The organism is Bradyrhizobium sp. P2_E8 (genome assembly GCF_056403875.1).
Genome location: NZ_JBFUES010000924.1, coordinates 1 through 4512, shown reverse-complemented (window position 1 = coordinate 4512; position 4512 = coordinate 1). Strand labels below are relative to the sequence as shown.

The 4512-nt window shown below is 65.3% G+C and carries 2 protein-coding genes and 1 pseudogene; 1 reads left to right on the top strand and 2 read right to left on the bottom strand.

The window, feature by feature from the left end:
- A partial coding sequence (locus tag AC1D00_RS34360; RefSeq protein WP_477013735.1) for a DUF1522 domain-containing protein occupies window positions 1–2134 on the bottom strand: 2134 nt, incomplete at its 3' end.
- A 315-nt stretch (window positions 2135–2449) separates the two neighbouring features.
- On the opposite strand from AC1D00_RS34360, the pseudogene flbT reads away from it, so the two are divergent.
- Window positions 2450–2848, top strand: a pseudogene (gene flbT, locus AC1D00_RS34355) (flagellar biosynthesis repressor FlbT); the annotation flags it as partial.
- A 79-nt stretch (window positions 2849–2927) separates the two neighbouring features.
- Here the strand turns inward: flbT and AC1D00_RS34350 are convergent.
- Entirely contained in the window at window positions 2928–4427 is a 1500-nt protein-coding gene (locus AC1D00_RS34350) for a pyridoxal phosphate-dependent decarboxylase family protein (protein WP_477013736.1), read from the bottom strand.
- Window positions 4428–4512 lie beyond the last annotated feature (85 nt).

Here is a 4512-nt window from a genome sequence, read left to right as displayed (position 1 = left end):
GCAGCACGTTGATCAGGTTCTTGTTGAAGTCCTGACGAACCTGCACAATCGTCAGGTTCGAACCCAGAGCCGAGGCTTCCGAGCGCAGCGTGCTCGAGGCCGAGTTCAGGTTGGTCAACACCTTGTTGGTGGCAGCGTTGTCGATGAAGTCGACACCGCTGGTCAGCGCAGCGAGGCCCAGACCCTTGGAGTTGTAGGTCACGCCGGTGATGCTCAGGCTCGACTTGGCGGTCTCGTCGAACACCAGCTTGAGCTGGTCTCCGTTGAGCAGGTTGACGCCGTTGAACGAGGAGTCCTGCGCCGTGGAGTCGATCTGGTTCAGGATGTTGTTGTACTGAGACACCAGGTTCGCGCGCGAGGTCTGGGCGACCGTGTCCTGGACGGGACTGGAAGCCGTCGAGAACGTCAGCGCCGTGGTCAGCGTGCCACCGATCGCACCACCCGCGGCGCTCGATCCGATGGTCGAGGACGCGTAGTCGTTGGTGGTGGAGACCGTCAGCAGGCCGTTGGCGTCGATCGTCGCCGTCAGGTTGTTGGCCTGCAGCTTCGAGTTGAGCTGATCGAGCGTCTTGACCGTGCCGYTGGTGCCGTCGCCGAAGGTGACRTTGACCGCCGTGCCGCCGTTGAAGGAGGAGAASGTCAAGGTCTTGCCGSTGAKGCCGCCGACGCCGGAAGTACGGGCCGCGGTGAACGCGGTCGAGGTCCCGGTGTTGCCGGCGARGCCAAGCGCGTTCAGCGCGTTGCCGGTGCCGGTGATCGACAGATCGGCGTTGACGCCGGTCGAGAGCTTGAGCTGGCCCGAGGCGTTGATCGACGAGTTGGTCTGGCCGGTGGCCGTCGCAAGCGTCGCGGTGCCGTTGGCGTTGACCGTCGCGGTCTGCACGCCGGTGGCAAGATCGATCGCCTTCAGCACGTCGTTGACGTTGCCGCCCTGCAGATAGACGGTCGAGTTGCCGTTGCCGTCGGTGAGGACGTTACCGCTGGCACCGAAGCCGCTCGGAACGCTCGGAGCACCGGTCGAACCCGGGATCGGCGCGTTCTTGAAGGTGATGACGTGACCGTCGACATTCAGCGTCGAGCCGTCCGCAATCGTCGCACCGAGCGAGCCCGAGCTCGTGGTCCGGTTGACGCTCACGGTGGCGTTGCCGCCGCCCACCGACGTGGTCAGGCCGAGCGACTTGAGCAGGTCGGCCTTGCCGGTGACGCTCAGATCCGCACCCGTCGAGCTCTTCAGCGTGACGGCGCCGCCACCAACGCTCGAAGCGGTCTGGTTGAGGCTGGTCGCGATCGTCGCAGCGCCGGAGCTGATGGATACCGTCTTGACGCCGCTGGCCAGATCGACCGCGGTCAGCAGGTCGCTGACAGTCGCAGCCGGGGTGCCCGCCGTGCCGAGATAGACGGTGGTGTTGCCGTTGCCGTCGGTGACGAGGTTACCGCTGACGCCAGAACCGGACGCAACCGCGGTCGAGGCCGGAGCCGAGCCGCTGCGGAACGTGATGGTCTTGCCGTTTACGGTCAGCGTGTCGCCGTCGGCGGGCTGCGCGTTGCTGGCCAGGCCGGTTGCGGTCGTGCCGTTGGTGGCGATCAGGGTGATGGCGCCGGTCAGCGCCGTGGTGCCGTCGCCGGCCGTTCCCGCGGTGCCTGTGAACGAGCCGATGGTGGCGCCGAGCGTCGTGGTGCCGCTTGCCGCCGTGGTGCCGCCGGCCGCGCCGCTATACACGACGTTGCTGCTCGCCGTCGCGCTSGCAAAGGAGGTCGTGCCGCGCAGGTCGGCCGCCGTCGCACCGGAGATCGTCGYGGAGACGTTCGACTTGGTGGAGTAGCCGACCGTGGTCTGCAGCGCCTGGTTGGCGATCGACTTCGCRSWGTCGATCAGCTTCTGCAGCGASGTGATGCCGGTGTTGGCRGCCTGCAGCACCTGCACGCCGTTGGCGATGCCATCGAGCARRTTGTTGATGTCGCTGGCGCGGTTGTCGAGCGACTGTGCCGTRAAGAAGTTGGTSGGATTGTCCAGGGCCGAGTTGACGCTCTTRCCGGTCGACAGACGGYTCTGYGTGGTGGCGAGAAGATCAGCGGTGGACTGGAGGGAGAGGAGGTTCTGACGAACCGAAGAGGAGAGAACAATGCCGGACATACGCTGTTACCTTTCTGGTAAACGCTACTGTTACGCGTCTGCTGTGATCATCATGATCAAGCGACCGCCGGACCGTGGCGCCGAGAATCTAACGAAGCATGAAATCAATCCGGCGCTTTCGTTGAGTCGGCGCATGATTCGCCCCGGCAAGCGGTCCACACCGCCGCGCCGCCACACAGATAAGATATTGAACTTAATTGTGTTTTCCGCGCGCCGCACGGAGATTCACAACTCGTTAACTAGTTGCGAGCGAGAATCAGGTCAAGATAGACCGCAACGAGCGCTCGGTTACGAAAGCGTTGATGGAGAACAGGCATGGCTCTCAAGGTCGAGCTCAAACCGCACGAACGCATCATCGTCGGCAACTCGGTGATCACCAACACGGACCAGCGCGCCCGCCTCCTGATCGACGGCGAGAACGTGCCGATCCTGCGCGAGCGCGACATCCTCACGCCAGAGACCGCAAACACGCCCGCCAAGCTCGTCTATCTGGCGGTCCAGCTCATGTATATCTCGCCGGATCCGCAGACCCAGCACGGCACCTATTTCAACCTCGTGCGGGACATCGTCACCGCGGTGCCGAGCTCCTGGCCGATCATCGAAGCCATCAACAACAACATCCTGAACGGCGACCTCTACCGGGCGCTGAAGGATGCCCGCAAGCTGATCGCCTATGAGGAGAAGCTGCGGGGCCAGTACGAAGCCACGCATCCCGCGCCCACGACAACGCTGCCCAACGACAACGGCCCCGGATCGCCTCCGAGGCCGTTGTCGTTTCAGCGATGCATCGATGCTACTGCGCCGCGAGCGGCGGCGCCTCGATCTCGATCACTCCGTCGCCGACCCGCCGTGCGCCAAAATCAAGTATGGCCGCAACCAGCGCATCGATGTCCGTCTCGTCGGTGCGGTGGTTGACGATGGCGGCGCGGATCGCGAACTTGCCGTCCAGCGTGGTGCCTGATGGCGCAGCGATGCCGGACTCCTGGACATCAGCGACGATCTCGCGATTGACGGCATCATCGGCGCGGTAACGGAAGCAGACGATGTTGAGGTTTACCGGCGCCAGCAATTCCAGCCGCGGCTCGGCGAGCACGCGCGCTTCCAGATATTTTGCCAGCGCGCAGCTTCGCGCGATCACCGCACCCAGCCGGTCGGTGCCGAATGTCTTCAGCGTGAACCAGGTCTTCAGCGCGCGGAAGCCGCGCGACAGATCGGGACCGAGATCGCAGGGCCAGACCGCGCCTGCGGCAAGCCCCCTCGCCTCGCGGCTCAGATAGGCCGCCGGCTGCGCAAAGGCCTGTCGATGCTGCTCGCCGTCGCGCACCAGCAGGAAGCCGGCATCGTAGGGCACCTGTCCCCATTTGTGGAAATCGAGCGCAATGGAATCCGCAAGCTCGATGCCGCCGAGCACCGGCGCAAGCTCGGGCGCCAGGATCGCGAGCGCACCGAACGCACCGTCGACGTGAAACCAGATTCCCTCCTCGCGGCACAGCTCCGCGATGGCCTTGAGGTCGTCGATCGCGCCGATATCGACCGTGCCAGCGGAGGCGACGACGAGGAACGGCTTGAAGCCGACCTCGCGATCGACCGCGATCTGCGCACGCAGCGCGGCGACGTCGATGCGATGATCGGCATCGACGTCGATCTTGCGCAACGCATCGGTGCCGAGCCCGGCAATGTCCATCGCCTGCGAGACGCAGCCGTGCGCGGCACGTGACGTGTAGGCGGTCAGCAGCGCGCCGTCGTTGCCGATGCCGTATTGTCGCGCCAGCGTGCCGAGCGCGCTGGTACGCGCCACCAGCACCGCCATCAGGTTGGCCATCGACGTGCCCGTGACGAAAATGCCGCTCGCACTCTCCGGGAAGGCCAAAAGGCGGCGCATCCAGTCGATGATCTGGCGCTCGACCTCGATCGGCATGTGGTCGCGCCCGCCGAGATTGGCGTTGAGGCCGGCGGCGAGCATTTCCGCGAGCATGCCGACCGCAGTGCCGCCGCCATGCACCCAGCCCATGAAGCCGGGGTGGACGTTGCCGGTCGCATAGGGCGCGACGTGCTCGGCGAATTCGCGATAGACATCGGCGAGATCGCTCGCCTCGCGTGGCACGTCGGCCTTGAATGCCGCGCGGACGTCATCGGGGATCGGCTGCCACACCGGACGCGCACGAATGTTGGCGATGCTGTCGATCGTCTCGTCGAGCATGCGATGAGCGAGCGCGCGAAACGCGTTCCAGTCCTGCGGATCGAGCGAGGTGTCGGTGGCGGCGGCTTGCGTGGTGTCGGTGGCGGCGGCTATGCGGCACTCCCCTCGCCGGCTTTTGCGTGTCGCGACAGCATCGCGGTGAATGCGGCCGACAGCATCGCGGTGAAGGCGGCGAAGA